Here is a 26,706-nt window from a genome sequence, read left to right on the forward strand (position 1 = left end):
GTATGTTATACTCGTACTAAAAGAAGGAGCGTGGTTATGTTGGCTAAAGGTGTACTGCATTATGAGATTGGGGAACAGGTTGAATTATTTTTATTAATAAAAAGTTCAACAAAAGGAATTGCGAGTAATGGCAAGCCGTTTTTGACGTTAATCCTTCAGGACCAAAGCGGTGAGATAGAGGCAAAGCTCTGGGATGCAGGTGAAGAGGAAGAAAAAGCTTACGCAGCCCAAAATATTGTCAAAATTCAGGGGGATTTACAAAATTACCGTGGGAAAAGCCAATTAAAGATTCGTCAGATTCGGCCAACTGGACCATCAGATGGCGTTAAATTGGATGATTTTCTCGAAACAGCTCCACTTAGTCAAGATGAGATGGTCAGCAAGCTGACCTCATATATTTTTGAAATGAAAAATCCCAACATCCAACGAATTACACGTCATTTAATCAAAAAACATCAAAAGGCGTTCCTGGAATACCCAGCAGCCACAAAAAACCATCATGAGTTTGTCTCTGGACTTGCCTATCACGTCGTTAGTATGCTTGACTTGGCGAAGGGGATTGCATCATTGTACCCTAGTCTCGATAAAGATTTACTTTATGCAGGAGTTATCTTGCATGATATGGGAAAAGTAATGGAATTATCCGGACCCGTTTCAACCGTTTATACAATCCAAGGTAATTTACTGGGGCACATCACAATTATGATCAATGAAATTGGCAAAGCAGCCGAGGAACTGGGAATTACAGGTGAGGAAGTACTTATACTTCAGCATTTGGTTTTAAGCCATCATGGTAAAGCTGAATGGGGCAGCCCGAAACCACCATTAATTAAAGAGGCAGAGATTCTTCATTATATTGATAATCTCGATGCTAAAATGAATATGCTTGACCGCGCTCTCGAAAGAGTAAAGACTGGTGAATTTTCTGAGCGAATTTATGCATTGGATAATCGGTCATTCTATAAGCCAGTTTTTCATAAATAAAATAACCCATAAAGGGTTATTTTTTTTCATTAGAATGAATATGTTTTTAATAAAAAGTGGACAGCCACTAATGAAGGGAGCAAATGATTTTGACTATTCCTATTTGGATTTATGCAGTTGTGGTTGGAATTGTAGTTAGCGCACTCATGGCCATTAAAACAGGCAGAGAAGAACGAAAGCTTGAACTCGAAAACATTGAGCAAGAAGGGGAAATCTATATAAAACGTCTAGAACGCGAAAAAGAAATGAGAGAAGAACTAAAGGCTACGGGTGAATAAAAAAAGCGGAAACGCCAAATTGGGCGCTTCCGCTTTTTTTTATTATTGTCCAGCAGCAGCTGCTGAAGTTTGCGGCTTCAGTGCATCTTTAAGGTCTTTATCATTTATTTTTACGTTTGCAGCTTTAAGCTCGCGCTCCATGGCTTTGTTAATTTCTTCGCTAGTTAATTTAGATGATTTTACTTGATATTCAATTTCTTTCTTCATGTCAGCATATGATTTTTTCTCTTTTTTATCGGTTACCTGAATAATATGATAGCCGAATTGTGTTTTCACTGGAGCACTAATTTCATTGACTTTTAATGCATATGCTGCTTTTTCAAAGTCAGGATCCATTTTTCCAGCTCCAAACCAGCCTAAATCGCCGCCGTTTTGCGCTGATGCTGTATCTGTTGAATATTCTTTTGCAACATCTTCAAACTTTGCACCGCCATCAAGCTTTTTCTTTACTTCATTTGCAGTTTTTTCATCAGCAACAAGAATGTGGCGTGCTTTAATTTCAGGCTTATAGTTATCGTAGTAGTCCTTCATTTCTTTTTCTGTTGCTTTGACATCCTTCAGTGCAGCTTTTTCTTGAAGCATGCCAAGCTTCATCGTTTTCTTTAAGTCATCTTCACTTTTATACCCATATTGAGCAAGGGTAGTTTGAAAGTTTGCACCTAGATCCGATTTTAATTGGTCAATCTTGTCATTTAATTCTTTATCGGTTACTTTGTACTTCTTAGAAAGAACCTTTTCATAAACAAGCTGCTGGAGGGCTTGTTCCCCATATTTTGCCTTCATCGTATTGTAAAGATCTTCTTGGGTAACATTACCAACCTTACTCTCTGCAACTGTATCAGATCCGCTTTGATTACAAGCACTTAAAGCAAGAACCCCGCTTGCTAAAGAAAGGGCTAAAATCCATTTTTTCATGTTGAAATCTCTCCTAAACAGTATATTCTTGTCCACAATCTCTACTATAACATAAATGCGAACTACTGCAAAAATTTAAACTGTGTTTGTTTTTTGAATATTACAGAAATGCACGTGGGTCTTTTCCAAAAATTTTTGGCAAATGCCTAAACGAAATGAATACTGGTTGAATAGTATATGGTAGCAAATGATAAAGGAGGTATTACGATGAGTGGTGGATATGGAGCTGGCTTCGCTCTAATTGTAGTACTTTTCATACTATTGATTATTGTTGGAGCTTCCTGGATTTACTAAAAATTTAAAGGTTGCTGAAAGGAGGTAAAGATATGTCTGGTGCAGGTGGATATGGTGGAGGATTTGCGTTAGTCGTTGTCCTTTTCATTTTATTAATTATTATCGGAGCTTCTTGGGTTTATTAATTACAAAACGGCAAACTAAAAGCGATGAGATTTCCTCATCGCTTCTATTTTTTTTGCTCTGCTAAACTTGGTTGTTGATTTGCGCTCCAGGCGCGAGCGGTTCGCCGGCGTGCAGGAAAGCCTCCTCGGCGCTTTGGCGCCTGCGGGGTCTCCCCTGCACCGTACTCCCGCTGGAGTCTTCGCGCCTTCCGCTCCAATCAACAGTGTTAAAAATCAAAAATGGCCTTTAACAAAGCCATTTTTTATGGTCCATTACATATCCTTTGTCCCGCAATATGATAACAATTGGATTATGTATATAAAATTTCCAAATATGAAGAAATCAGAAGGATGGTGATTAGAACATTAATGGTACGAAAAACCTTATGCTGGCGTTCTTCAGGTATTTCTTTTTGAATACAAAGGGAACTGGTCATTTTATTTACATAAAACAAGATAAAAATAGCGAAGACAATAAAAATGGAGATCATCAACGATTCCCTCCTTGTTGTTCATTATGCTTAATACATTATCAAAAATTACGAAAAAAAGATAGTCAAAAAGAGTGGAAGAATATTAGACTTTTTATTCAGTTGCATAAAATTTCAGACATTTGTTAAAAAAGGGTTTACCCTTAATTAAAATAGGTGAATAATGTTAATATGCTAACTTTAAAGTTTTGAAATGAGGGCTTGATTATGACAGAATACGAATTGCTATTACAAAGAATTAACCTGCTGGAATACCATCAAAAACTGCTTTTAGAACTACTTAACAACCCAAAGCTTGAATTTTATAAGCTCATTATTGAAAGGGGAATATCTAAACAGGAAGTAATAAATTTCTTTCAATTATGTGATGAAATGAGCATAAAATTGGAAGAACAAAAAGCGGAAGGGTACGTATACTTTCATCCGCTTTTCGACGAATTATCTGCTTCTTTACCAGGTACACTGGAAATAAAAGAAGTACTAAATGCATGTATAAAGCAAGATATTTTCAAGACATTATTTCTGGAGTTCATTAAATACATCTAAGCAAGTTCTTGTTCGGGCTTCTCAGACTTACGAAGTTTCCCATTCTCTTCGATAAATTCGCTCTCAATATTATGGAAAGAACGTTCGAAGATCTCCATGAAATCTGCTCCGTAAATATTGCGAACAATTGCCATCGTTTCAATAAAATCTGGGAATTTTCCATATAGTTCTCTTAGTGGAAGGGCCCCAGAAAAAGCAGAATTACTATTCGGCTCATAGGTTTCCATTAATTGCAGTAAAATGTCTTCACCTTTTTCAGTCAGTTGAATGTAGGTGTTTCGCTTGTCATTTTCTTTTTTAGAAAATTGCAGCAAACCTCTTTCTTCTAACTTTTTTGAAAAATTAAACGCTGTGGATACATGCATCACTCCGAACTTTGCCACATCGGAGATGGAAGCACCATTTAAATGATGGGCGATCCATAGAATATGATGCTCGTTAATATTTAAATCAAACGGTTTAATCCACTGCTGCCAATCCTTCTCAATTGATTTCCAAAGCGCCTTGCTTAATTGTGCAATTCGTTGACTAAAAAAGAAAGCTTCCTTCATTGAATATTGTTTCTCTGTCATCCCCATTTTCACCTACTTTTATATTTCTCTATTATCATTATGCCAATAAAATAAAAATTAATAAAGATATAAATTCACAAAATTTTTAGAAATTATGAAAATTTTATCTTGAAATTTCATTTTTATGCAAAAAACATGCCTTGTTCATAGGAGTGGACGATCAATCATATAAATAGTTACAAGAATAATTAGAATTTTTTCAATATTTTAAGGGGGCAAAAAATGAAGAGTGCAACTGTAATTTTCTTTATCCTTAGTGCCATCCTTTTTTTGGGTACATTTAAATATTTTTTAGTTTATAAAAGACCTGGTGTCTATCCACCGAAACAAGTTTTAAAGAAAAGAATTACGGCATTAGCAGGAGGGTGTGGAATCTGCCTTCTCGTTGCTTCCATGCTTTCTTATTTTTTATAAAATCTGGTAATATTGAATTTAAGAAAAGAACCCTGTTGGGTTCTTTTCTTAAAAAGGATCCCGACCATTATTTTTGAATGACGGAAGCTGTAGATAGTTTAGTTCTTTTAACGATTGAAAGAGCCACTGGATACAAAATAATCATAGTTATGGCATTTAGTGCGATTGCAGGTAATACACCTGCTGAGAATAGTAATGCGAATGAAGTAGGTAAGCCGACAATAAAATACGCAGCTGTTAAAAAGACAGTCCCTGAAACAGCTGTTCCCACTGCAGTTAAAACTGCAACACTTACAACAGAATTTCGGTATTTTTTTAAGGCTAAAAATAAACCAAAAAAGACTATTGCAGTAATAGGTTTATCAATAATATTTGGAATTTGACCGCCTGGAAAACCAGTTGTTAATGCAGACAGAACACCAGTAACAATAGCTAGTAGCATGACACTTTTAAATTCTGGAATAAGGACTATTCCTAAAAACATCATGGCCAGCATCATGTCTGGCTTAATTCCAAAGAATGATGGCATTACCGTGTGTAAAACTACCCCAATCCCCGCTAACAATGCTAAAACAACAAGATTTTTTGTATTCATTTCTCATCTCTCCTCTGCTCTTCTAAGCTATTTGTTTCTCCTGCAGTGCACTCATTGCCTGCAGCGAAAAACTTAGATTCATTATAACATAATAATATAATATTAATAAAGAAATAATTTTCTGATAATTTAAAAATTATTTTTTGAAAAATTAAAGCTGGTTAGAAATATTTGAAGCCATTTCCTGCAATTGTTGAGGAGTATAATCACTTTGATTGTTTTTCCAGACTGCTCCGAATCCATCACCTTTTCCGTAACGAGGAATTAAATGCATATGGTAGTGAAAAACAGATTGGCCGGCATGCTCACCATTATTGTTGATCGTGTTAAGTCCAATTGGTTCATATTCACGCTTTAATGCGTTGGCAATTGAAGGGACGACCTCAAACAAATTTCTGGCAATCTCAGGCGTTAATTCAAATAAGTTCTCCTTATGTATTTTGGGAATAACCAGCATATGTCCTTTTGTCACCTGGCTAATATCCAAGAAAGCCAAAACATGCTCGTTTTCAAAAACCTTTGCTGCAGGAATATCACCATTGACAATTTTACAAAAAATACATTCACTCATCTATTTCACAGCCCTTCATAAAATGTTTGTCTTATTTTACCATAATATAGAAGGATAAAAAAGAAAAGAACAGGATTCGCATGGAATCCTGCCCTCTCGAAGGGGACCTGCTTCATATTGACGTTCAATTAGGAGTGTTCTTTGATAAACACCTCATTTTTCGTAGAGTGTTTTTATAAAGAGACATCATTGTTCAAGCTGACCATCCCCTATATGTGTTTTTATATGTTTTCCCAACTTATAAAAACAGGTGGCGATCTGCGGTAAACACCTCATTTGCCGTTTATTTTTTTAAGATAAACAGTGGTGTTACTTGAACTCCAAATGGTTACCATGCACATTGTACAAAACAACCATCCCCTTATCTGATACGATTGAGAAGCTCACTTGTTTGAATGGAAAATGTCTTTAACAGACACCTCATTTCAAATTTTGATGAATTGCTTCACCGAAGTAAGTTGTTTCCCCTTCGAATATTATGATGTCCGGTTATGAAAGAAATATACAAAAAAAATCGAAAAATTGAATTCCTATTTTTATTGAACGCATTTTGATAAAATAAACCATAATCATGCTATGGAAGGACGTTAAAAAATGTCTTTATTAACAATCGAAAATCTTGTCGGGGGATACACTAGAAACCCGGTATTAAAGGATGTTTCTTTTGAAGTAAAAGAAAAAGAAATGGTTGGTCTCATTGGACTAAATGGAGCCGGAAAAAGTACGACCATAAAACATATCATCGGATTAATGGAGCCGCATAAGGGGGCCATTAAAATTAATGGAAAATCTTTTACCGAGGATAAAGAGGCATATCGCCACTTGTTCACCTTCGTTCCCGAAACTCCTGTTTTATATGAGGAGCTTACATTGGACGAGCATTTGAAATTAACAGCTATGGCCTATGGCCTGGATGAATCGACGTATCAAACAAGAGTTGCGCCTTTGTTGGCTGAATTTCGGATGGAAAAACGCCTGAACTGGTTTCCTGCCCATTTTTCAAAAGGGATGAAACAAAAGGTAATGATCATGTGTGCTTTCTTAGTGCAGCCATCTCTTTATATTGTCGATGAACCTTTTGTTGGACTAGACCCCCTTGGAATCCAATCCTTGCTTGATTTAATGAAAAAAATGAAGGAAAGTGGTGCAGGTATTTTAATGTCAACCCACATTTTGGCAACTGCTGAAAAATATTGTGACCGCTTTGTAATCCTCCATGAAGGAAAAATTAGAGCAAAGGGAACATTAGAGGAACTAAGGGAACAATTTTCGATGCCTGCCGCTTCATTAGATGATTTATATATCCAATTAACAAAGGAAGAAAATTATGTTTGATGAAAAAAAGCTTTGGAAGGATCGGGCAGGGGTCCGTGTAAAGGATTTAGGCAGGTATCTTAGATATATTTTTAATGGGCATCTTGTTATTGTTTTGTTATTTCTTATTGGTACAGCATCCTTTTATTATCAAAAATGGATTGAGGGACTTTCTTCTGGATTTCCGGCAGAAATCATCATGGCCATAATTATTGGGGGTTTCTTAACCTATAGTCCGGTTTATAATTTTTTATTGGAAGCGGATAAAGTGTTCTTAATACCGCTTGAAGAAAAATTAAAAGGATATTTTTTTCGCTCAGGATTATCCAGCCTTTTTTTTCAAGGATATATTCTATTAATGGCTCTTGCAATATTAATGCCAATGTATGCACACATAAGCAGAGAAGGTTTCCACCGCTTTTTCATGTTTTTCGTGGTTTTGTTAGCTTTAAAGGCTTGGAATCTTGCTTCAAGCTGGAGAATCCACTATTATGTTCAATCGTCTGTACATAGATGGGATTTGGTTGTCCGTTATTTTTTGAATGCAGTCTTTTCCTATTTATTATTTAAGGAGGCAAATGTTCTGCTCCTTTTCCTTATCGTTATTATCCTGGCCTTTTATTATTACTCCTTTTATGTGCGAACAAAAAGCATGGGTCTGAAGTGGGATTTATTAATTGATGGGGAAGAAAAAAGAATGGCCTCTTTTTATCGGTTGGCTAATCTTTTTACAGATGTCCCTAAGTTAAAGGAAACGGTTAAAAGAAGAAAATGGCTTGATTTCATTATTAATGGAATGAGCTTTTCGCAAGAAAAAACGTATCTTTATTTGTTTTCTAGAACGTTTCTGCGATCATCTGATTACCTTGGTCTTTTTATCCGCCTAACAGTGATTGGAACATTTGCCATTTATTTTATATCGTTTGGGTTGGGGCAAATTCTGTTAAGTGTCTTATTTTTATATTTAACTGGTTTTCAGCTTCTTCCGTTATGGAACCATCATCAAAACAAGCTATGGGTTGATTTATATCCTGTTGCGACTAACTATAAATCAGCTGCTTTTCATTCATTATTAATGATTATTATGATTGTCCAGGCTGTGATTTTCGCCATGTTCATTTTAATTAAAGGTGAACTGGTTATTGCATTTCTAGCATTACTTGGAGGACTTTTGTTTACCTTCCTGTTTGTGAAATTTTACAGTAAAAATCGTGTAAAAGATGTATCCTCCATTTGAAACCATTGGGCAGATTCCGCCGTAAATAAGCATAAATTATTATGGAGGGGTGGGTCATAAAAATGAATGAATATGAATTGGAAGTCTATAAAGAAGTAGAAGAATGGAAAAGAAAAATAATGAGACGGTCAGGAATGGTGAATCGTCTCTCCAAAAAAGCACAGGGGAAAATAAATGAATTCATTCCGGAAAAGGTCCATGAGGTGATGACAGAGAGTATTAAGGCGATGGTCAAAGCAACATTATTCGGTTCGCAGGTAACGACAAATAAGGATCAGGCAAGCGGGATGACATTGGCTGAACGAGATGAATTGGCTCGAAAAAAAATATCTACTTTTCAAAAAACCGCTATAATTGAAGGAGCGGGTACGGGTGCAGGAGGTATTTTACTCGGGCTGGCTGATTTTCCATTACTGCTTACCATTAAAATGAAATATCTTTTTGAGACAGCAGCTGTTTATGGATTCAATACCAAGGATTATGAGGAAAGGTTATTTATTCTCCATGTTTTTCAGCTTGCTTTTTCAAGTGATGAAATCCGGAAAAATACTTTATATGAGATTGAAAATTGGGAAACACGAAAACAAGTGCTAGTGGAAATGGATTGGCGTAAATTTCAGCAGGAATATCGGGATTATATTGACCTGGTTAAAATGCTGCAGCTTGTCCCGGGAATTGGGGCTTTTGTTGGTGCCTATGCCAATAACAATCTCTTAAAGCATTTGGGAGAAACCGCTATGAATGCCTACAGGTTAAGAATTTTGCAAAAAGCCCCTGAACTATAAATTGTTCAGGGGTTTGTATTATTTACTTCTGAAATTTTATTGCGGCAGTTCCGAGTGTTTTAGCGGCAATTAGCATCGCTTTTTCATCTATATCAAATTTAGGATGGTGATGGGGGTAACCAGCATCATCATTGACTGGTTTCGCTCCTGTATAAAAGAATGTCCCTGGAATTTCCTGTAAATAATAGGCGAAATCCTCGCCGCCCATTTGCGGCTCGGTTTCTTCAATGGTTACAACTTCAGGAACATCTTCAGCACATGAAATTAAAAATTCTGTTTCATTTGCATGATTTACTACCGCAGGGTATCCTCGGAAATAATGATATTCATAACCGCAGTCCGCCAAATAACATGTACCATGTATAATTCGTTTCATTTCGTCCTCGATGAACTGGCGGATATCTTCATTAAACGTACGGACGGTGCCAATCAGTCTTGCTTTATCTGCAATGACATTAAACGCATTTTGAGCCGTAAAAGAGGCAACTGTTACAACAGCGGATTCAACCGGATTGACCTTGCGGCTGACAATTTGTTGTAAATTTAAAACAAGCTGTGAGGCAGTAACGATAGCATCCTTCGTTTTATGAGGCTGGGCTCCATGTCCACCTTTACCTTGAATATCAATTTCAAACCTGTCAGCTGCTGCCATAATCGGTCCAGTTCTATACTGAATCTTCCCAGTCGGTTCACTTGCCCATAAATGTGTTCCGAAAATGACATCTACCCCCTTTAGACATCCTGCCTCAATCATCGATTTTGCCCCGCCGGGTGCATACTCTTCGGCATGCTGGTGAATAAAGACGTAGTTTCCTTCAAGTTCATCTTTTAGTTCATTTAAGGCTTTCGCCAGTACGAGGAGAGTAGCGGTGTGACCATCATGTCCACAGGCGTGCATCACGCCAGGAACTAATGACTTGTAGGGGACATCCTTTTCGTCCTGAATTGGCAGGGCATCGAAGTCAGCTCTTAGTGCAACAGTTTTACCAGGCCTTTTCCCATATATCCTTGCCACCACACCATTTCCGCCAATATTCCCTTCAACTTCAATATTCAGATTCTCATAAAAGGATTTAATGAATTTTGCCGTTTCATATTCTTCAAAGGAAAGTTCTGGATGCTGGTGCATGTACCTCCTAATCGAGACCATTTCATCATAGTAATTTTCTAATTTAGCAAAAAGATTATTTAACATATGTAAACCCCCAAACCTTTGATTATTTAGAATGTATTTTCAAACTATTTTAACATTTTTTACCTTGAAATGTAGATTTTTATATCCTCTTTCATTATACTTTTAAAAGTAATTTAACTAGTAAGAAAGGATTTTGCGGAATGGATCTTAAAAATAAATGGTATTATTCTTATACTTTTATCATCATCGCTGTGTTACTCACGTTATACACCTCCATTAAAGTTGCCCTACATAGTCTATTTTTTATTGATGATAGTGTGGCAGGCTGGGCAACCCATGTCCCTGATTCTTTCATTCCCTTTTTTGTTCAGATAACCGAAATGGGCGATAAAAAAGGGATTGGGGTTGTCGCCTTATTAACTCTTGCCTGGTTATTACTGAAGAAAAGAAACTATTTGGGTGCTGCTGTTTTTGCCTTGTCAGTAGCATTAGGTAATGAAGCTAGTAAGCTTCTAAAAAATCTTTTTGACCGGCCTAGACCTGACCTTGAGCATCTTGTCCAAGTTAAAAGCTACAGCTATCCAAGCGGTCACGCGATGGTAGGGATGATTGTTTATTTTTTTATTGCTTATCTTTTAATGGAAGCAGCCAAATCAAAAACTGTGAAGATCATTATTGCCTGTGCCGCGGCCATATTACTTCTTTTAATAGGGGCGAGCAGAATCATTTTGCAGGTTCATTATCCTTCTGATGTATTAGGCGGATATGCTTTAGGGTACATATGGGTGTTCTGCTCGCTATTAATCTATAAATATTTTAAAAAGCGGGTAAAATAAGCAAGAGGCAGAAAATTAATCTGCCTCTTAATTATTAGTTTAGATTAAAAACATTGCAACTATCGTTGTTACAACCAGACCAATACATACTGGGACAAGGTTTCTTCTGGCTAAGTCGAATGGATCTACCTTACAAATAGCAGCCGCAGGGATTAACGCCCATGGCACGAGTACCCCGCCGCCTACCCAAATCGCTGCAATTTGCCCAAGTGCTGTCAAGGTAGCAATACCTTTGCCGATGGCTGTGCCAAAAAGGGCGGCAACTGAGCCAGCTAGAGAAATCCCAGAGAATCCTGAACCATCTAATCCAGTAATTGCCCCAACTGTAGTTAATGTAACCGCTCCCACTTCTTTACTCAATGGCACAACATTGGCTAGAGCGACACCTAAATCGTTGACGATTCCTTGTGAGGCTTTCGGTAAGAAATCACCAATAATTTTTCCAAAACCAGCATCACCTAAATAGAAGAATGCGGCAATTGGAATAACAGGACCAAACACTTTAAACCCAAAGGTAAAACCTTCGATTAAATATTGAGTGGTTTTTTCAAGCCCTTTATTTTTGTGAGTCGTTAATGTGATTAACAACAAAATGAGGATGGAAGTTCCTCCAATTAATGCGGTTGCATCGCCGCCAGTTAAATCTAATATAGTCATAGCGGCAACATCAGCAGCAAATAATAAAGGCACTAAAAGGGCGAAGAATCGTCTTTGAGCAACTGATAAAAGTGCTGGCTGATTGATTTCTTCTTCATGAGTGTCTTGTATAACAGAATCTGTTATTTTTAGGACGCCCCGCTTCATATCTCTCCTTAAAAAGAAGAAAGCCGTAACGGTTGTAACAATCCCCATTGTGAAAACTAAAGGAACGCTGGCATTAATGACCTCTTGGATTGGAATACCTGCTGCATCAGAAGTTAGCTTTGGAGCAGCCTGAATCACGAAATCCCCAGATAAAGCAATCCCATGACCAAACAAGTTCATTGCCATAGCGGTGCCGAATGTCAACAAAGGAATCTTTTTAATTATGACAATGAAACCTCTTTTATCATAACGGTGGGGGTCTTTCCAGGCGCTCTATAATAGCTTGCAGGCACATCCACAACGATCTTTGTAAACAATTCATTTATAAAACTCTTTTTTTCGTAGTCTGAAGCTGCTTCCCATAATGTGCTAATACTTCTCAATAAGCTTAGGACGGAATCGCGGTCAAGCGATACTTTCTCCAATGAGAGCTCCTTGAGTTGCTCTTGCAACATTTCTTCTTTTTTTGTATCTTCTTGGGTCATGGTTAAATACTCTTCTTGGCTTATTACTCCATTTCCCAAAGCCATCAGCCAATTCTTTTTTCGTGTTTTTATTGATGAAATCTCTTTTTCAAGTTCTTTTAAAAATTGAGATTGATCCATTTTTTCTTTTGAATCCAAATCAAAATCATTTGTTAAATTAAAAAAACGGGCAGGGTCATCTGGAGACAAGTTTTCCAAAAAAACATCTGTTAAAGCTTTCTCAGTAAACATGGGCAAATCGCATGTTCCTTTATTCTTTTTGTTTATACAAATGTAATGTTTGGAGCCTCTAGCTTTTTTATAATATCCAGACAACGGGCCACCACATCTTCCGCAGCGTAAAACACCTGAAAACGGATAAGGGGAAGTTGCCTTTTTCCCTTCTAATGATCTTTGGCTTCTTAATTGTTGAGCAAGATTGAATTGCTTTTCCTCTATAATTGGCTGGTGAATCACAACATCAGAAATAATAACATCTCTTTTAGAGTTGTTAGCCCACCTTAATTTGCCGCTGTAAACAGGATTTTCAATTATTCTTCCAATGGAACGAATGTCTTTGTTTATGCCAAACTGATTTAAATATAAGACAATTGACCTCATACCTTTTCCACTAGTATATAGTTTAAATATATCTCTAATGAAGCGAGCCTCTTCTTCATTAATAATTAGCCTACCCTCCTCCAATGTATACCCAAAGGGAGCCTTGCCGCCATTTCGTTCACCCAAATTTGCTTTTTTAGTCATATTAATAACTACACGCTCTGAAATTGTCTCCCTTTCCCATTGAGCTATTGCAGCTACAAGAGTGATAAGAAATCGCCCAATTGCAGTTGTAGTATCGAAAGGTTCCGTAACAGACCGGATTGCGATTTTATTATCATCGAAAAGTTGAAGGAGGCTGTTCAAGTCACTGACAGATCGTACAAGTCGATCAAGTTTATAAAAAACAACTACATCAAATTTCTGACTTTTGGCATCTGATATAAGTTTTTGTATAGAAGGACGTTGAAGGTTTTTTGCACTGAAACCTTCTTCAAAGTATTCTTCTTGAATAATCCATCCTTGCGATTTAGTGAAATTTCTGATGTTATCTTTCTGAGAATCAATACTGTAACCTTCTTTAAATTGTTCATCAGTTGATACACGTACATATAATGCAACTCGCATTAAAGTTCTCCTACCTTTTTTTCACTTTCTTTAGCCAGCTTAACAACCAGCATAAAGTGTTCATTTATTAATTTTATGTGTTTAGGAGAGAGAGCTTTCCACTGTTCAAAATCGAATAGGTCCAATTTAAATTCCAATTCAAACCATTCTTCTATTTGCCTTCCAACACTACCAAGATTTACGTCAAAAACCAGACCAGATGTATCAATGCCTGCAGCTTGCCAAATAAATTTACTCGTTATATCAGCATTAGTGCGTGATAAAAGATAATCAGTAGTAACACCCAGAGCGTTAGCCAAATCAGCAAGCATTGTGCTGGATGGCGAACTATACTCGTTTTCATAATTGGAAATTGTTGTTTTTTTTGTATTAACCATTTCGGCTAACTGTTGTTGTGTAAGTTTTTTTGCAAGGCGGGCTTTTTTAATCTTTTTCCCTAACATTTTTTTGCTCCTTTTTTACAAAGTTCAAGCTAATTGTACTTTATATTAAAACAAAATAAAAGTACAAAATACTCATATATTTTGTATTGACATACAAAAAACTTGGACTTATACTGAAGAGGTTCAAGCTTATTGAATTATTTGGAGGTGGTTAAATGGAGAAAAATTACATCCTGGTAAACGCAAGGAAAGAGAGTGGTTTAACACAATCAGAGTTAGCAAGTTTAATCGGTTGTAAAAAAACAACGGTGAGTAACTGGGAAAATGGATATGCAAAGCCACGATTAAGTGATGCAATCAAGTTAGCAAGTATTCTTCGTAAAAGTGTAGATAATATTTTTTTTGATGTTTAAGTCCAAGAAAATCATACAATTAACACTTGAAATACAAATAACTTGAACTTAAATCTTTAGCAATATTAGACAATCGGTAAAACATATGTATATAGCAGGAGGCGATGCAGATGATTAAAATTCCAGCTGAGAAGTTAGCGGCCGCTGTTAATAAACACCTGCTCCCAGGATTACTCCGAAGCATTTCCGGAGAACAAAAAACCTCGTTACAAAACAATGAAGATATAAAAAAGCAAGCTTAGTTTAGATATTCATAAGACGATTGAATCAAAAAGGTAGCAAGCTAGAAAAAATACATTGTTCATGCCTCGTTTCTCTTTTTTTGTTTTATATGCGAAATTTGTCGAAATATTTAAATGTTAGATGTTCAGCAAATGGCATAGGAAGGGAAGCGGTCAATCACAAGTTTAAGGTTAAAGAGGTGAGTCTATATCAATGATTGACCAAATAAAAAAGACAATTCCAATAACGGATGCACTTGAAAGATATGCAGGGGTAAATTTTATTAAGACTAATACAAGACGTCGGTGCTTCAATATACGTTGTCCTTATCATAACGATCGAAGTCCAAGTTTTTCGGTATATACGGATACTAATAGTTTCTTTTGTTGGGCTGGCTGCAATGATGGAAAAGCGGGCTCTGTAATCGACATTGTGAAATTATCACTTAATATAGACTATTACAAAGCAGTTGAAACAATAAAAAATGATTATGTGCTTACAGAGCCAGATAGTGCTCAGGCAAAAGAATGGCTGAAAAAAAGATTAGACACGAAACTGGTGGCAGCACTTCAAAAGAAGTTTAATAAAAAGTTAATCCAAAGCATTGATAAATTAAAGTGGGTTCAAGAGCTGTCAATTGATGCTATTTCCAGAATAAAAACACCAGAAGATCTTGAACAGGTAGGCGACTGGTATCACATTATTAGACAGGTGGAGTATTGGTTGGAATGTTTAATTGATGATGATCCTGATGTCCAGTTTAAAACATTGGAAGAGGTTAATGGTTTTATCAAAGAAATAAACGGAAAGGTGTTTTAACTTTGGCAAGTAAAACTGCGGATATTTTTTTAAAAACATATCCGATCGAAAGGGTAAATGACGTGCTTAATGAAGATTTAAATAATTCAAATTTGGTAGAAGAAAATATAGTAAAGCATGACCAGGTTGAAAACTTATTTATCGATGAAGAAGATTTTGTTAATGAAAATGGTGCATTTACTGCAAAACTGAGGTTATATCCTAATGAAGAAGGTCCCGCTGCAGCAGCCTTTTATGGCTTAGCTGGTGAGGTAGTACGTATCATTGACCCTCATACGGAGGCAGATCCGATGGCAACATTAATTACCTTTTTAACTGCATATGGAAATATTATCGGGGATTCTGCACACTTTACGGCGGCAGCAAGGAAACACCCTGCGCGAATTTTTGCGGTCGTTGTTGGAGCTACTGGTAAAGGGAGAAAGGGAACGTCACTAAGTCCTGTTAGATTAATTTTTAATGCGATAGAGCCAATGTGGGAACAAGACCATATGCTTTCAGGTATGTCAAGTGGTGAAGGGTTAATCTATGCTGTAAGAGATGAAGAAATAAAAAATGGTGAAATCGTTGATGAAGGAATAGAGGATAAAAGGGTTCTAGTTGTGGAAGAAGAGTTTGGCAAGGTATTGAGAATTGCCAATAGGGTTGGAAATACTCTTTCTGCAATTGTTCGAGAGTTTTGGGATACTGGCAGTCCAAGAACATTAACAAAACACCCAATGAAAGCTACGAATGCACATTTATCCATTTTAGGTCAGATTACACAAGATGAATTAAAAAAGGAAATCTCTAATGTAGATTTAGTTAATGGATTTGCGAATCGCTTCTTATGGTTAATGGTTGAACGGTCAAAACTGCTACCAAGTGGAGGAGCTTTTCACGAAATGGATATTTCGTCACTAGTAAATAAGATAAAATCTGCTGTTAAGTTTGGGTCTACCGCAGGGGAATTAAAACGAGATAAAGAAACAGAGCAATTATGGGGAAAAGTCTATGGACCATTGTCAACTGGTACAGGCGGTGTAATTGGAGCAGTCACAAGCCGCGCGGAGGCTCAAACGATGCGTCTCGCCTGTATATATGCCTTATTGGATGAATCTCACGAGATAAAAGTTATCCATTTAAAGGCTGCGCTGGATTTGTGGAAATATTGTTTTAGATCAGCTCGCTTCATTTTCGGTAAACAAGGGATTTTAAAAAACAGTAGAGCTATTAAACTCCTAGACGAATTAAAATTTCGAAAAGACAGCGGAAAAGATGGCATGACTAGAAATGAAGTCAGGGAGTTTTATAATAAAAATCTTTGTAAAAATGAAATAGATCAGATTGTTGAAGACTTATTATCTAACGGCTTTATTAGAGTGGATTCTGTACGAAAGGAAGGAGTGAAAAAACCCATTACCAAAATAACACTAACAGATTAGACTTAACGACATTAACGTTGTTAACGCGTTTAATAATAAACCTTTGGTAAAAAAGAATCCAATGCTTTAAATTGGAACGTCTTTTTTAACGCGAATAATAACGCGCTTTATTTGAAATAAGAGATAAATTATCAATGACGTAATAAAAAGCTTATAAAAAACGTTCATAACAAACAGGTTCAAAGCAAGTTAACTCAAGAGGTATTGATTAATGGAGTTAATAGTGTTAATGACGTATTTATGCATGGGGTAGGGTGAATTCATATGAAAGATGGAACTATAAAATATAAATTTACTGAAACGGAAGTTAAAAAATTACTGTCGTCTATAGTGATATTGGTTGATTCGAGAGAGCAAGAAAACAAGCATATTATTGATTATTTTAAGTCTAAGAGAATCCCATATGAAGAGAAAAAGTTAGATTATGGGGATTATGCAGCCTACTTGCCTAAAATTGAAGAGTTGGGTATCCAAAGAAATTTATACTTTATGGCAGCCATTGAAAGGAAGAACAGTGTGGACGAATTGGCGGCCACGATTAAAGACAGGAATCGTTTTGAGAATGAGTTAATTCGGGCGCAGCGGTTCCCTTTTCTGATACTGGTTGAGGATGCAGACGGCTATCAAAACCTCATTAAAGGGAATTACAGAAGCGGATACAATTCAAGGGCATTAGTAGGTTCATTAAAGGCATTTGAGGCACGTTACGGATTTCAAACAGTTTTTGTTGCCCCAAACACAGCAGGAAATTATATATACTTTCATTTTTATTACATGATTAGAAATGTCCTAAAATAGGTGATCTTTTGACAACAACAGAAAAAATGGAGGAAAAAAATAATGAATACAGTTAATTTAATTGGCCGCCTTGTCAAAGACGGAGAACTAAAATTCGCACAATCTGGAACAGCGTTTTATCTTAACACATTAGCTGTTAACAGAAAGTTTAAAAAAGAAGAAACAGATTATATAAGACTTCTGGCTTTCACTAAAACAGCAGAAATAATGGGGAACAATTTGATAAAAGGAGATCAAATTGGGATTGAAGGGCATATTCAAACTGGCAGTTATGAGAAAGATGGGCAGAAAACCTTTACCACTCAGGTTGTGGTGGATAGTATTACTTTCGTGGGAAAGAGGAAAGAGAATGAATCACAAATTAAAACAGCCGTTTCCAACGAGCCATTACAAACTGGAACAGTGATTGATGATGAAGACTTGCCCTTTTAGAAGGGAAAATTTATAAAATGGGGTGTTCCTTATTGATGAACTAAACATTAAGCAAAAGAAATTTGCAGATTTTTACATCGAAAGTGGTAATGCCTCCACCAGTTATATTAAGGCAGGGTACGAAGCAGAAGGAAATGCGGCTGAGGTAAATGCCAGCCGCCTGCTCAGAAATGCTAAGGTCCAAGAATACATCAAGGAGCGGAATGCCCAATTGGATGTGGAATTTATTGCGGACATTACGGAGACAAAGCGGTTTTGGACGGAAATTATGCGAGATGAGAATGCGGAAATGAAGGATCGATTAAAAGCATCGGAATTCATTGCTAAAACAAATGGTGCTTTTGTGGAGAAAAAGGAGCTTCAGGGTGCATTAAATAATAAAATTGAGATATCATTTGTTGACCCCGCAGCAGCGGATGCATAATTTTTTGTTAATATTGCATTAATTATAGAGAGAAGTACAGTCATAATGATTGTATTTCTCTCTATTTTTTTAGCTATAATTATTGTAGCTAAAGTCCTATGCCATGATACAATTATAGTTGGAAAATAAAAGGGACAAACGACAATGGCACCACAAGCAGATATTGATTTCACAAAAGATTTATTCGACGCAGCTAATAAATTACGTGGCAGTGTGTTTGGAAACATTATAGAGTTTAAATAGAATAAGTGATTAAAAATAGGCGAAAGGGCTGAGCTAATGGGAAAGAGAAATCTATCTGAAGAAGATATCAAAGCCAGATATATTACTCCAGCAATCACTGATGCGGGCTGGGACATAAGGAAGCAAGTTCGACTTGAATACGCCTTTACGGCTGGTAGAATCATACTTCGTGGAAATGTAACCGCCAGAGGAAAAAAGAAAAGAGCGGACTATGTACTTTTTTACAAAAATAACTTTCCTTTAGCAGTCATAGAAGCCAAGGATAATAATCATCCAGTAGGAGCTGGATTGCAACAAGCGATTGACTATGCGAAAGCACTGGACATATACTATGTCTATTCTTCAAATGGCGATGGTTTTGTTGAACAAAACTTAATCACTGGTGAAGTAAGAGAACTTAGACTTGAAGAATTTCCAACGCCAAAGGCTTTATATAAAAGATACCTAATCGATAAGAATATCACTGAAGCTGAAGAAAAGGTAATGTTTGAACCTTATTATTATGTGCCTAATTACAAGACGCCTAGATATTATCAAAGGGTTGCAATAAATCGAACTGTAGATGCCGTTGCCAAGGGACAAGAACGTGTGCTTCTGGTAAGTGCTACAGGTACAGGTAAGACATTTATGACCTTCCAGATTATTTATAGGTTATGGAAATCTGGACTAAAGAAAAAAATACTTTTTTTAGCAGACAGAAATGTACTGGTTGATCAGACTATCACCGGAGACTTCAAGCCCTTTGGTGGAAAGATGACAAAAGTACAGAGTAAAAATCTCGATAGTTCTTATGAGATTTACTTAGCCCTTTATCAACAGCTTACCGGTGACGCTGGAGAAGAGACTTTCCGTCAGTTCCAGCCGAACTTTTTTGATTTGATTGTGATTGATGAGTGCCATAGAGGGAGTGCGAAAGAAGATTCAGCGTGGAGAAAGGTCTTAGATTATTTTTCTTCAGCTACTCACGTCGGCTGTACAGCCACACCAATCGAAACAAAGGAAGCATCTAGCTTCTCTTATTTCGGGGAGCCGATTTATGAATATTCTCTTAAACAAGGTATCAATGATGGCTTCCTGGCGCCATATAAAGTCATCAGAATTGGTCTAGATAAAGATTTAGAAGGTTATCGACCGGAAGCTGGGAAGGTTGATAAATTTGGCTATGAAATTGAAGATCGAGAATACAATGTAAAAGATTATGACCGATTGCTTGTAATTGATGATCGAACACGAGTGGTAGCATCTAAAGTCACAGAGTTCTTAAAGAAAACAGATCGCTTTAGTAAAACCATCGTATTCTGTGTGGACATTGAACACGCCGAACGGATGAGACAAGCACTTATCAATGAAAATAGAGACTTGTATTCAGAAAATGATAAATACATCATGCGTATCACTGGGGACAATGAGGTAGGAAAAGCCCAGCTAGAATACTTTATTGATGAAGAAAGCCCTTATCCAGTTATAGCAGTAACCAGTAAGCTCATGACTACCGGCGTGGATGCGAAAATGTGTAAGTTGATTGTTTTAGAAAATAACATCAACAGCATGACCGAATTTAAGCAGATTATCGGGCGTGGGACAAGACTTCTTGAAGAATACGGCAAGACCTACTTTACCATTATGGACTTTCGTAATTCCAGCCGACTATTTGCCGATCCTGCATTTGATGGCAGACCGGAAGTGGTTATTGACCTTGGTGGGAATGACCCAGTAGATGAGCCTGAAGCTGGAACTGAGGAAGGAAATGAAGGCTATGGTCCAAATGATGGCGTCAATGAACCCGATGGTGGTAACCACACTGGGGGCACGGATATCTTTGGTGATGAAGGTGAAGATAAGCCACGCAAATATTATATAGGAGATGTCACAGTTAGAGTTCTTTCAGAGAGAGTCCAATACGTTGATAAAGATGGGAAGCTCATTACTGAAAGTCTGATTGACTACACCAAGAAAAATATCCTCCAGCAATACACAAAGCTGGATGATTTCTTGAGAACATGGACAGAAGCGGAGAAAAAACAAGCCATCATTGATGAATTACAAGACAGTGGTGTGCTGCTTGATGCAGTCAGAGAAGAATTGGGTAGAACAGAGCTGGATGATTTTGATCTTATCTGTCACTTGGCTTACGATAAGCCGCCGCTGACAAAAAAAGAACGAGCAGAGAATGTGAAGAAACGTCACTATCTGTATAAGTATTCCGATATTGCCCAGCAGGTAATTGAAACACTTCTTGATAAGTATGCCAATGATGGCATTAAAGAAATTGAAGATACAAAGGTACTTCAATTAAAGGAATTTGCCAAGATTGGCAGTCCAATGAAAATTGTCAAAGCCTTTGGTGGAAAAGAGGCATATTAGAAGGCAGTACAGGAACTAGAGAATGAAATTTATTACGCATAAATAATAACAACAATAAAACAAGGCAGGTATAGGTTATGGCAATTGGTAATTTTGTTAAGAGAATTCAAGATGTAATGAGAAATGACTCTGGCGTTAATGGAGATGCCCAAAGAATCGAGCAAATCGTTTGGATTCTATTTTTAAAAATATATGATGCAAAGGAAGAAACATGGGAATTTCATGATGACAACTACAAGTCCATCATTCCAGAAGGTTTAAAGTGGAGAGATTGGGCAGTTGACCGAAAAGATGGGGAGGCGTTAACAGGAGATGCTTTACTGGATTTTGTTAACAACAAACTGTTTCCTACCCTTAAGAATCTAGAAATCGATGACGAGACACCAATGAGTCAGGTGATTGTGAAATATGCTTTTGAAGATGCCAATAACTATCAAAAAGATGGAATTCTGCTTCGTCAAGTCATTAATATTATTGATGAAATCGACTTCACAGAATATAAAGAGCGCCATGAATTCGGTGCAATCTATGAATCATTCCTTAAGGATTTACAGAGTGCAGGAAATGCTGGTGAGTTTTATACCCCAAGAGCGGTAACAGGCTTTATGGTAGAAGTGGTAAAACCAACTAGGAGAAAAAATAGGGGACTTCGCCTGCGGTACAGGGGGCTTCTTGACATCTGCCTTGAATGCACTAGATAAACAAGTTGGTAACTCTCTTGAAAAAAGAGAAATCTATAACAAGTCTGTATATGGTATTGAAAAGAAATCGTTGCCGCATATGCTGTGCGTGACCAATATGCTGATTCATGATATTGATGATCCAAACATCCTTCATGGAAATGCATTAGAGACTGACTACAAAGAACTTAGAAAAATGGAGCCATTTGATGTGATTTTGATGAATCCGCCTTATGGAGGAAGTGAGAAAGAGAGCGTCAAAGTCAACTTCCCAATGGAACTGAGAAGTTCTGAAACTGCTGATTTATTTATGAATGTAATCATGTATCGACTTAAGAAAAATGGACGAGCAGCGGTTATCCTACCAGACGGATTCTTATTTGGAACAGATAATGCCAAATTTAATATCAAGAAGAAATTATTCAGTGAGTTTAATCTCAATACTGTTGTAAGGATGCCGCATAGTGTGTTTGCACCATATACATCCATTCGGACAAATATCTTGTTTTTCGACAATAGAGAACCGACAAAAGAAACATGGTTCTACCGTGTGGATATGCCCGAAGGATATAAGAATTTCTCTAAGACTAGACCGATGAAGTTGGAGCATTTTAGTGAAGCTCTCGCTTGGTGGGATAACCGAGAAGAAATTGAAGTGGATGGATTTCCGAAAGCTAAGAAATATTCTATCAGTGAAATTGAAGAAAGAGGTTATAACATTGACTTATGTGGCTTCCCTCATGAGGAAGAAGTTATCTTGGAGCCAATGGATTTGATTCAAGAGTATCAAGAAAAACGAGCTTCTCTTAACGCTGAAATCGACCAAGTATTAGAACAGATTACTTCTATGCTTGGAGGTAATTAATATGAATGCACAGGATTTAAAAAACAGTATTCTTCAACTAGCGATCCAGGGGAAACTTGTAGAACAGCGTGAAGATGAAGGAACTGCGAAAGAACTGCTAGAGCAAATAGAAGAAGAAAAAAAGAAGTTAATCAATGAAGGTAAGTTTAAGAAACAAAAAAAACTAGAAATTAGAGAAGGTGAAATTCCGTTTGATATTCCCGAAAGCTGGGAATGGATTAGATTAGGCGAATTAATTAATATTTCTTCTGGTAAAGGATTAACATCAAAGCAAATGAAAGAAGGAGATATACCTGTATTCGGAGGTAACGGTATAACAGGATATCATAACATAGGAAATGTAGACAAAGAAACTGTAGTAATAGGTCGAGTTGGTTATTATTGTGGCAGTGTGCATGTTACTCCAAAGAACGCATGGGTAACTGATAATGCGTTTATTACAACGTATCCTGATGCTTATATTTACAAAAAGTATTTAGTTTTTGTTTTGCGCCATTTAAATCTTGGAAGAGACAATAATGCAACAGCTCAACCAGTTGTTTCCGGCAAGAAGATATATCCAATATTGTTTCCACTTCCCCCGCTCGAAGAACAAAAGCGTATCGTAGCAAAGATCGATGAATTAATGCCTTATGTGGAGAAATATGATAAATCCTATTCTGAAGTGAAGGAGTTGAATAAAAAGTTCCCGGAAGATATGCAAAAATCTATTTTGCAATATGCCATTCAAGGAAAGCTGGTTGAACAGAGAGAAGAAGAAGGCTCAGCAAAGGAACTCTACCGACAGATTCAAGAAGAAAAGGAAAGGTTGGTTAAGGAAGGTAAAATTAAAGAGACGAAGACACTTCCAGAGATTAAAGAAGATGAAATCCCGTTTGATATTCCTGAAAGTTGGAAGTGGGTGAGGCTAGGAAATGCGGTTGATACTATAATGGGGCAATCGCCAAAAGGCACAAGCGTATTTTCAGGAAATGAGGGGATTGAATTTCATCAAGGGAAAGTATTCTTCGGAGATGACTACCTTCAAATTTCGAATCAATCAACAAATAAACCTACTAAGATAGTTGAACCAAATACTGTACTCCTATGCGTAAGGGCTCCTGTAGGTATACTTAACATAACAAACAGAGAGATATGCATAGGAAGAGGTCTATGTGGAATAAATGCACTTGCTGGTATGGATGCTAAGTTTGTGATGTACACATTAAGAGCTTTTAAAAATGATTTTATAAGAAAAGCTACAGGCACAACCTTTGTAGCTATTACAGGAGAAGTAGTCAAAAACCAGATATTCCCTCTCCCGCCACTAGAAGAACAAAAACGGATTGTTGCAAAGATAGAAGAATTGCTACCTCATTGCAATCAACTAGTGAAGTAGAATATTCGTGGCAACCCCATGGAAATTCAAACCTCTGCACCTTTCAAAATGGTGATCGCGCCAGAGTCGTACGCGAAAAATCCCATTATATGTTGCAAATATCCATTACATTTTTTTCTATTTTGTGAGATCACATTTTGGTCACGCATTTGCGGTAAAAAGAGAATTATTAAGGAATGTAAAGGGTAAAAAAAAGAAGAAAATATTGATAAAAAGCCATTTTGGAAGGTTAGTGGAATTGTGGGGAATCTCTCCAGCCCTAGATTGACAGGGTTAAGGTCATTTTTTGCGGTCATACTAACAAAAGGTTCACTAAAGTACTTAGGAAAATTGCATATCATATTTTTTAATAAAAGCGTCGACTGCAGGCGCTTTTTTTAGTGTCTTAGGTGTCATAACTTAAAAGTTTTGACACCGAAATATAGAAGTGATAAAATAAGGCTATTCAAAGGTGTCATAACATATATTCATAAATGGGGTGAACAAAATGAAGTATGGATACTGTCGAGTAAGCACTTTAGGACAGGACTTGGATGTGCAAATAGAAAGATTGCAAGTTGAAGGCTGCGATAAGATTATTGAGGAAAAATTCACTGGTACAAAGTTGGAAAGACCTAAGTTTAGTAAATTGCTTAAAGAACTAACTGAGGGCGACACATTAGTTGTCACAAAACTAGATCGGTTAGCCAGGAATGTACGTGAAGGAATTGACGTCGTAGAGGAGTTATTCAACAAGGGTGTTCGTGTCCACGTACTAAATGTAGGATTACTTGAAAACACAACTATGGGGCGGTTCTTCCTTCAAACTATGTTGGCGGTAGCGGAAATGGAAAGAAATATGATTGTAGAGCGAACTCAGGAAGGAAAAGCAATGGCAAGGCAGCGCAAGGATTTTAAAGAGGGACGGCCTAAGAAGTTTAAGAAGGCACAAATTGAACATGCATTAAAGCTCCTTCAAACGAATTCGTACTTACAAGTAGAGGAAATAACAGGGATAAGTAAAAGCACACTCATTAGGGCTAAGAAACGTCAGGAGCAGCTTAGTGACTGAAAAGCTATGATAAGGAAATTGAATCGACCATAATGGTCGATTTTTTCATATTTCTAACAACTGTTTTAACGATTGTAATTATAAATGATTTGACTGTAATAACAGCCGAAAAGTTAGTGAATTAATAGGTCTTTTGCCTTCTATTAGAAATAATAATTAATTAAATCTTAAAAGAACGGGTGAATACAATGGAAATGCTAATTCGCTCATAGGTCTTGTAGAACCTCCTTACTAATAATACAAGCCTATCAGTAGAGAATTACTTCCAAACTGGTTGTGTAGGAATTAGAGGAAAAAGACGAAGGGAAAAGTGGTAGAAAACGAAGAATGATTCAAGAAGGGTTAACCTCTTTTAAAGACCATGGGCAATTAAGAGTATACGTTATAGAAAATTAATTATTAGTTAATGCCTTGTAAAAAACAGTAAAGCATTAAATACTTCAGGCGATGTATAAATATAAGTATTCGAGTAGTGAAGATGAGACCCAACATAATTAAAAGTACGCTCATCAAGACAAAGAATGCAGCTTGTTCTTTATTACTATGACGAGAAGGTTAAAAGTACGAAGCAGCCAGAATATCAGTAGGTATTAAACTAAAAATGGGGAGAGGGTCATTTGAGCACACCTGAGAAGGATGAGGAACTGGATAAAGTAGAATTCAAGGGGGAGCCATCAGAGGAATCGTCTGGATTGGACGAATATGAAGCAGTAGTACGAAATAATAAGTCGTATTATGGTTATAAGTGGGGACTAGTTCCAGACCCAGCAAAGAAAAGCACTTGGAATTGGGCAGCTTTTTTCTTACCTTTTTTTTGGCTGCCTTATCGAAAAATGTTTAAACCCTTTTATATATTGGGTTTAATGCCGATGCTTTTGACAGTAGTTTATTCTCTTATTGCTATGCCGGATTGGTTGTATGCTGTTATTTTATTGGCATGTTCTTTGGGTTCCGCTTTTGTTGTGGGGTGGAACGGCAATCGTTTGTATTTTATTCATATTACTAAAATTTTAGAACGAGCTAAAACTTTACCTGAAAAACAAAGAGTTCATTATATACAAAACAAAGGCGGAACACATATCGGCACTATGCTCGGTTTACATCTACTCTTATCGGTTGCGATCTATGGTGTATCATTAGGTTCTTCTTATATACCCACAGAAAAAAACATAACAGATGTAGTCCATTTATCTGGCGAAGGAATTGCATTAGACTTGTATAACGACAATCCAAAATGGAAAGTTATCCATAAGATGGAGCGGTACTATGTGGTGGAGTTCACGGGTTATGATTATGCGTATGATGAAAACGTCCGTATTCTTTTTAACGTATATTTTGATAAATATTATTATGAATGGTTTCAAGTTCACATAAATGGTGGTTTGTTGAACGATGAAGAAACGGATGATTATATCGACTACGTTAATCAATGAGGTAAATTCAAAGCAATAGAAAAAAGGACAGCTGCCCACCTATGCTGTCCTATTCCCTGAGTTTCTAATTTAGAAGGATTAAAAGAATCTAATTTTCGCATGATAAAGTAACCTAATAGTACTTGCCTTTAAATAATTTAATTGCCCATCGATTTCATATTGAACTACCCTTGCTTGAGTTAAAAAAGGATTGCAACAGCGGCGATCCTTTTTCTTATTTCGCTATCGGGGCAGTTTAGTCATAATGAAC

At 36.8% G+C, this 26,706-nt stretch carries 29 protein-coding genes and 2 pseudogenes; 22 read left to right on the forward strand and 9 right to left on the reverse strand.

From position 1 onward, the window contains the following. Positions 1–39: 39 nt before the first annotated feature. A complete protein-coding gene (gene yhaM, locus ACIFOT_RS16350) occupies positions 40–984 on the forward strand; it encodes a 3'-5' exoribonuclease YhaM (protein WP_430066410.1) in 945 nt (314 codons plus the stop codon). An 83-nt stretch (positions 985–1,067) separates the two neighbouring features. Next, a complete protein-coding gene (locus tag ACIFOT_RS16355) occupies positions 1,068–1,262 on the forward strand; it encodes a sporulation YhaL family protein (RefSeq protein ID WP_430066354.1) in 195 nt (64 codons plus the stop codon). A 42-nt stretch (positions 1,263–1,304) separates the two neighbouring features. On the opposite strand, the gene ACIFOT_RS16360 is transcribed toward ACIFOT_RS16355, so the two are convergent. Beyond that, on the reverse strand, positions 1,305–2,177 hold the full coding sequence (locus tag ACIFOT_RS16360; RefSeq protein WP_430066356.1) for a peptidylprolyl isomerase: 873 nt from the start codon (positions 2,175–2,177) through the stop codon (positions 1,305–1,307). 207 nt (positions 2,178–2,384) lie between these two features. Here ACIFOT_RS16360 and ACIFOT_RS16365 point away from each other — a divergent pair, with 207 nt between their 5' ends. Together ACIFOT_RS16365 and ACIFOT_RS16370 are read left to right on the forward strand one after the other, a co-directional pair. Further along, positions 2,385–2,471, forward strand: coding sequence for a YjcZ family sporulation protein (locus tag ACIFOT_RS16365; protein ID WP_223593141.1), 87 nt, complete (start codon positions 2,385–2,387; stop codon positions 2,469–2,471). A 32-nt stretch (positions 2,472–2,503) separates the two neighbouring features. Continuing rightward, the gene (locus ACIFOT_RS16370) at positions 2,504–2,596 is read left to right on the forward strand and encodes a YjcZ family sporulation protein (protein WP_223592945.1); all 93 of its coding nucleotides are present in this window, start codon (positions 2,504–2,506) and stop codon (positions 2,594–2,596) included. A 290-nt stretch (positions 2,597–2,886) separates the two neighbouring features. Here the strand turns inward: ACIFOT_RS16370 and ACIFOT_RS16375 are convergent, their stop codons facing one another. Next, positions 2,887–3,066, reverse strand: coding sequence for a hypothetical protein (locus tag ACIFOT_RS16375; RefSeq protein ID WP_191272637.1), 180 nt, complete (start codon positions 3,064–3,066; stop codon positions 2,887–2,889). Positions 3,067–3,273: 207 nt separating this feature from the next. Here ACIFOT_RS16375 and ACIFOT_RS16380 point away from each other — a divergent pair, with 207 nt between their 5' ends. Then, positions 3,274–3,612, forward strand: coding sequence for a DUF1878 family protein (locus tag ACIFOT_RS16380; RefSeq protein ID WP_430066358.1), 339 nt, complete (start codon positions 3,274–3,276; stop codon positions 3,610–3,612). Here ACIFOT_RS16380 and ACIFOT_RS16385 read toward each other — a convergent pair. Next, on the reverse strand, positions 3,609–4,184 hold the full coding sequence (locus tag ACIFOT_RS16385) for an HTH-type transcriptional regulator Hpr (protein WP_430066360.1): 576 nt from the start codon (positions 4,182–4,184) through the stop codon (positions 3,609–3,611). The genes ACIFOT_RS16380 and ACIFOT_RS16385 overlap by 4 nt on opposite strands. A gap of 222 nt (positions 4,185–4,406) precedes the next feature. Here ACIFOT_RS16385 and ACIFOT_RS16390 point away from each other — a divergent pair, with 222 nt between their 5' ends. Further along, a complete protein-coding gene (locus tag ACIFOT_RS16390; protein ID WP_430066362.1) occupies positions 4,407–4,598 on the forward strand; it encodes a hypothetical protein in 192 nt (63 codons plus the stop codon). A gap of 67 nt (positions 4,599–4,665) precedes the next feature. Here ACIFOT_RS16390 and ACIFOT_RS16395 read toward each other — a convergent pair whose 3' ends face one another. Both ACIFOT_RS16395 and ACIFOT_RS16400 read right to left on the reverse strand, forming a co-directional pair. After that, positions 4,666–5,193, reverse strand: coding sequence for a tryptophan transporter (locus ACIFOT_RS16395; RefSeq protein ID WP_430066364.1), 528 nt, complete (start codon positions 5,191–5,193; stop codon positions 4,666–4,668). A gap of 151 nt (positions 5,194–5,344) precedes the next feature. Beyond that, positions 5,345–5,764 carry an HIT family protein gene (locus ACIFOT_RS16400; protein ID WP_430066366.1) on the reverse strand — a complete coding sequence of 140 codons (420 nt, stop codon included), beginning with the start codon at positions 5,762–5,764 and terminating at the stop codon, positions 5,345–5,347. Between the two features lie 594 nt (positions 5,765–6,358). On the opposite strand from ACIFOT_RS16400, the gene ACIFOT_RS16405 reads away from it, so the two are divergent. The 3 genes from ACIFOT_RS16405 to ACIFOT_RS16415 all read left to right on the forward strand — a co-directional run bounded on the left by ACIFOT_RS16405 (position 6,359) and on the right by ACIFOT_RS16415 (position 9,100). Continuing rightward, positions 6,359–7,099 carry an ABC transporter ATP-binding protein gene (locus ACIFOT_RS16405; RefSeq protein WP_430066368.1) on the forward strand — a complete coding sequence of 247 codons (741 nt, stop codon included), beginning with the start codon at positions 6,359–6,361 and terminating at the stop codon, positions 7,097–7,099. Then, the gene (locus ACIFOT_RS16410) at positions 7,092–8,315 is read left to right on the forward strand and encodes an ABC transporter permease (RefSeq protein WP_430066370.1); all 1,224 of its coding nucleotides are present in this window, start codon (positions 7,092–7,094) and stop codon (positions 8,313–8,315) included. The genes ACIFOT_RS16405 and ACIFOT_RS16410 overlap by 8 nt, the downstream gene beginning before the upstream one ends. Before the next feature lie 62 nt (positions 8,316–8,377). Beyond that, the gene (locus ACIFOT_RS16415) at positions 8,378–9,100 is read left to right on the forward strand and encodes an EcsC family protein (protein WP_430066372.1); all 723 of its coding nucleotides are present in this window, start codon (positions 8,378–8,380) and stop codon (positions 9,098–9,100) included. A 22-nt stretch (positions 9,101–9,122) separates the two neighbouring features. Here the strand turns inward: ACIFOT_RS16415 and ACIFOT_RS16420 are convergent, their stop codons facing one another. Next, positions 9,123–10,295 carry a M20 family metallopeptidase gene (locus ACIFOT_RS16420; protein WP_430066374.1) on the reverse strand — a complete coding sequence of 391 codons (1,173 nt, stop codon included), beginning with the start codon at positions 10,293–10,295 and terminating at the stop codon, positions 9,123–9,125. Between the two features lie 140 nt (positions 10,296–10,435). Here ACIFOT_RS16420 and ACIFOT_RS16425 point away from each other — a divergent pair, with 140 nt between their 5' ends. Further along, the gene (locus ACIFOT_RS16425) at positions 10,436–11,071 is read left to right on the forward strand and encodes a phosphatase PAP2 family protein (RefSeq protein WP_430066376.1); all 636 of its coding nucleotides are present in this window, start codon (positions 10,436–10,438) and stop codon (positions 11,069–11,071) included. 39 nt (positions 11,072–11,110) lie between these two features. On the opposite strand, the pseudogene ACIFOT_RS16430 reads toward ACIFOT_RS16425, so the two are convergent. From ACIFOT_RS16430 to ACIFOT_RS16440, 3 genes and pseudogenes are all read right to left on the reverse strand, one after another. Beyond that, positions 11,111–12,073 (reverse strand): annotated as a pseudogene (locus ACIFOT_RS16430) (hypothetical protein); the annotation flags it as partial. 23 nt (positions 12,074–12,096) lie between these two features. Further along, entirely contained in the window at positions 12,097–13,527 is a 1,431-nt protein-coding gene (locus ACIFOT_RS16435; protein WP_430066378.1) for a recombinase family protein, read from the reverse strand. Further along, positions 13,527–13,970: a helix-turn-helix domain-containing protein gene (locus tag ACIFOT_RS16440; RefSeq protein WP_430066380.1), complete on the reverse strand. Its 444-nt coding sequence runs from the start codon at positions 13,968–13,970 to the stop codon at positions 13,527–13,529. The genes ACIFOT_RS16435 and ACIFOT_RS16440 overlap by 1 nt, the downstream gene beginning before the upstream one ends. Before the next feature lie 155 nt (positions 13,971–14,125). On the opposite strand from ACIFOT_RS16440, the gene ACIFOT_RS16445 reads away from it, so the two are divergent. The 12 genes and pseudogenes from ACIFOT_RS16445 to ACIFOT_RS16500 all read left to right on the forward strand — a co-directional run bounded on the left by ACIFOT_RS16445 (position 14,126) and on the right by ACIFOT_RS16500 (position 26,456). Then, positions 14,126–14,323 (forward strand): helix-turn-helix transcriptional regulator, encoded by a 198-nt coding sequence (locus ACIFOT_RS16445; RefSeq protein ID WP_430066382.1) that lies wholly within the window; start codon positions 14,126–14,128, stop codon positions 14,321–14,323. Between the two features lie 110 nt (positions 14,324–14,433). Further along, positions 14,434–14,565 carry a hypothetical protein gene (locus tag ACIFOT_RS16450; RefSeq protein WP_430066384.1) on the forward strand — a complete coding sequence of 44 codons (132 nt, stop codon included), beginning with the start codon at positions 14,434–14,436 and terminating at the stop codon, positions 14,563–14,565. A gap of 193 nt (positions 14,566–14,758) precedes the next feature. Beyond that, a complete protein-coding gene (locus ACIFOT_RS16455; protein WP_430066386.1) occupies positions 14,759–15,364 on the forward strand; it encodes a CHC2 zinc finger domain-containing protein in 606 nt (201 codons plus the stop codon). A gap of 2 nt (positions 15,365–15,366) precedes the next feature. Continuing rightward, a complete protein-coding gene (locus ACIFOT_RS16460; protein ID WP_430066388.1) occupies positions 15,367–16,788 on the forward strand; it encodes a hypothetical protein in 1,422 nt (473 codons plus the stop codon). A 264-nt stretch (positions 16,789–17,052) separates the two neighbouring features. Next, positions 17,053–17,586, forward strand: coding sequence for an ERCC4 domain-containing protein (locus ACIFOT_RS16465; RefSeq protein WP_430066390.1), 534 nt, complete (start codon positions 17,053–17,055; stop codon positions 17,584–17,586). A 42-nt stretch (positions 17,587–17,628) separates the two neighbouring features. Beyond that, entirely contained in the window at positions 17,629–18,018 is a 390-nt protein-coding gene (locus ACIFOT_RS16470) for a single-stranded DNA-binding protein (RefSeq protein ID WP_430066392.1), read from the forward strand. 22 nt (positions 18,019–18,040) lie between these two features. After that, positions 18,041–18,442, forward strand: coding sequence for a terminase small subunit (locus ACIFOT_RS16475; protein ID WP_430066394.1), 402 nt, complete (start codon positions 18,041–18,043; stop codon positions 18,440–18,442). A gap of 279 nt (positions 18,443–18,721) precedes the next feature. After that, a complete protein-coding gene (gene hsdR / locus ACIFOT_RS16480) occupies positions 18,722–21,049 on the forward strand; it encodes an EcoAI/FtnUII family type I restriction enzme subunit R (RefSeq protein ID WP_430066396.1) in 2,328 nt (775 codons plus the stop codon). Between the two features lie 116 nt (positions 21,050–21,165). Next, positions 21,166–22,594, forward strand: a pseudogene (locus ACIFOT_RS16485) (N-6 DNA methylase). A gap of 1 nt (position 22,595) precedes the next feature. After that, entirely contained in the window at positions 22,596–23,972 is a 1,377-nt protein-coding gene (locus tag ACIFOT_RS16490; protein ID WP_430066398.1) for a restriction endonuclease subunit S, read from the forward strand. A 487-nt stretch (positions 23,973–24,459) separates the two neighbouring features. After that, positions 24,460–25,023: a recombinase family protein gene (locus tag ACIFOT_RS16495; protein ID WP_430066400.1), complete on the forward strand. Its 564-nt coding sequence runs from the start codon at positions 24,460–24,462 to the stop codon at positions 25,021–25,023. A 617-nt stretch (positions 25,024–25,640) separates the two neighbouring features. Further along, positions 25,641–26,456 carry a DUF2628 domain-containing protein gene (locus tag ACIFOT_RS16500; RefSeq protein ID WP_430066402.1) on the forward strand — a complete coding sequence of 272 codons (816 nt, stop codon included), beginning with the start codon at positions 25,641–25,643 and terminating at the stop codon, positions 26,454–26,456. Positions 26,457–26,706: the final 250 nt, after the last annotated feature.

The sequence above is a fragment of the Neobacillus sp. NRS-1170 genome (assembly GCF_050468025.1).

Excerpts from the sequence above, each read along its gene's own strand:
- ACIFOT_RS16400 (WP_430066366.1), bottom strand. The coding sequence starts at position 5,764 with ATGAGTGAATGTATTTTTTGTAAAATTGTCAATGGTGATATTCCTGCA.
- ACIFOT_RS16385 (WP_430066360.1), bottom strand. The coding sequence starts at position 4,184 with ATGACAGAGAAACAATATTCAATGAAGGAAGCTTTCTTTTTTAGTCAA.
- ACIFOT_RS16445 (WP_430066382.1), top strand. The coding sequence starts at position 14,126 with ATGGAGAAAAATTACATCCTGGTAAACGCAAGGAAAGAGAGTGGTTTA.
- hsdR (WP_430066396.1), top strand. The coding sequence starts at position 18,722 with ATGGGAAAGAGAAATCTATCTGAAGAAGATATCAAAGCCAGATATATT.
- ACIFOT_RS16420 (WP_430066374.1), bottom strand. The coding sequence starts at position 10,295 with ATGTTAAATAATCTTTTTGCTAAATTAGAAAATTACTATGATGAAATG.
- ACIFOT_RS16440 (WP_430066380.1), bottom strand. The coding sequence starts at position 13,970 with ATGTTAGGGAAAAAGATTAAAAAAGCCCGCCTTGCAAAAAAACTTACA.
- ACIFOT_RS16470 (WP_430066392.1), top strand. The coding sequence starts at position 17,629 with ATGAATACAGTTAATTTAATTGGCCGCCTTGTCAAAGACGGAGAACTA.
- ACIFOT_RS16495 (WP_430066400.1), top strand. The coding sequence starts at position 24,460 with ATGAAGTATGGATACTGTCGAGTAAGCACTTTAGGACAGGACTTGGAT.
- ACIFOT_RS16380 (WP_430066358.1), top strand. The coding sequence starts at position 3,274 with ATGACAGAATACGAATTGCTATTACAAAGAATTAACCTGCTGGAATAC.
- ACIFOT_RS16435 (WP_430066378.1), bottom strand. The coding sequence starts at position 13,527 with ATGCGAGTTGCATTATATGTACGTGTATCAACTGATGAACAATTTAAA.
- ACIFOT_RS16370 (WP_223592945.1), top strand. The coding sequence starts at position 2,504 with ATGTCTGGTGCAGGTGGATATGGTGGAGGATTTGCGTTAGTCGTTGTC.
- ACIFOT_RS16405 (WP_430066368.1), top strand. The coding sequence starts at position 6,359 with ATGTCTTTATTAACAATCGAAAATCTTGTCGGGGGATACACTAGAAAC.
- ACIFOT_RS16410 (WP_430066370.1), top strand. The coding sequence starts at position 7,092 with ATGTTTGATGAAAAAAAGCTTTGGAAGGATCGGGCAGGGGTCCGTGTA.
- ACIFOT_RS16455 (WP_430066386.1), top strand. The coding sequence starts at position 14,759 with ATGATTGACCAAATAAAAAAGACAATTCCAATAACGGATGCACTTGAA.
- ACIFOT_RS16365 (WP_223593141.1), top strand. The coding sequence starts at position 2,385 with ATGAGTGGTGGATATGGAGCTGGCTTCGCTCTAATTGTAGTACTTTTC.
- ACIFOT_RS16375 (WP_191272637.1), bottom strand. The coding sequence starts at position 3,066 with ATGATCTCCATTTTTATTGTCTTCGCTATTTTTATCTTGTTTTATGTA.
- ACIFOT_RS16490 (WP_430066398.1), top strand. The coding sequence starts at position 22,596 with ATGAATGCACAGGATTTAAAAAACAGTATTCTTCAACTAGCGATCCAG.
- ACIFOT_RS16395 (WP_430066364.1), bottom strand. The coding sequence starts at position 5,193 with ATGAATACAAAAAATCTTGTTGTTTTAGCATTGTTAGCGGGGATTGGG.
- ACIFOT_RS16390 (WP_430066362.1), top strand. The coding sequence starts at position 4,407 with ATGAAGAGTGCAACTGTAATTTTCTTTATCCTTAGTGCCATCCTTTTT.
- ACIFOT_RS16355 (WP_430066354.1), top strand. The coding sequence starts at position 1,068 with ATGATTTTGACTATTCCTATTTGGATTTATGCAGTTGTGGTTGGAATT.
- ACIFOT_RS16450 (WP_430066384.1), top strand. The coding sequence starts at position 14,434 with ATGATTAAAATTCCAGCTGAGAAGTTAGCGGCCGCTGTTAATAAACAC.
- ACIFOT_RS16465 (WP_430066390.1), top strand. The coding sequence starts at position 17,053 with ATGAAAGATGGAACTATAAAATATAAATTTACTGAAACGGAAGTTAAA.
- ACIFOT_RS16415 (WP_430066372.1), top strand. The coding sequence starts at position 8,378 with ATGAATGAATATGAATTGGAAGTCTATAAAGAAGTAGAAGAATGGAAA.
- ACIFOT_RS16425 (WP_430066376.1), top strand. The coding sequence starts at position 10,436 with ATGGATCTTAAAAATAAATGGTATTATTCTTATACTTTTATCATCATC.
- ACIFOT_RS16360 (WP_430066356.1), bottom strand. The coding sequence starts at position 2,177 with ATGAAAAAATGGATTTTAGCCCTTTCTTTAGCAAGCGGGGTTCTTGCT.